This is a genomic window from Neisseria sp. P0021.S006 (assembly GCF_051956895.1).
Genome location: NZ_JBQCWZ010001125.1, coordinates 1 through 490, shown reverse-complemented (window position 1 = coordinate 490; position 490 = coordinate 1). Strand labels below are relative to the sequence as shown.

General features: G+C 59.8%; 1 protein-coding gene. It reads left to right on the top strand.

Going from position 1 to position 490, the window contains the following annotated elements; all coding sequences use genetic code 11:
* Positions 1 to 490 (top strand): CRISPR-associated protein Cas4 (gene cas4 / locus ACTHUM_RS19075; protein WP_440403847.1); only part of this gene is annotated, 490 nt, incomplete at both ends.

Below are 490 nucleotides of genomic sequence, written 5' to 3'. Positions count from 1 at the left end.
CTATTTGACCGCGCAGGGAAAGGCGTTGCAGGAGCGGGTGGATTCGGGCGAACCGGAAACGCGCAAGGGCATGCGCTTTGAGCGGTCGGTGCATGTATCGGCGGAGAAGCTGGGCATCAGCGGCGTGTTGGATTTGGTGGAAGTGGAAACAAAAACAGGTCGTCTGAAACCCGTGGAATACAAACGCGGCAAGCCCAAACCCGACCCGATGGACGAAATCCAGCTTTGCGCCCAAGGCTTGTGCTTGGAAGAAATGACGGGGCAAACCATCCCCGAGGGCGCGCTGTGGTATATGCAAACCCGCCACCGCGTCCCCATCACGTTTTCAGACGACCTGCGCGCCCAAACCCTCGCCACCATCGCCGCCGTGCGCGAACTTTTAAACAGCAGCCAAACTCCACCGCCCGACTACGGCAAACGCTGCAAAGCCTGCTCGCTGGTGGAAATTTGCCAGCCGGAGTTGCTGGGGAAACGGGATAGGAGTGTGGGG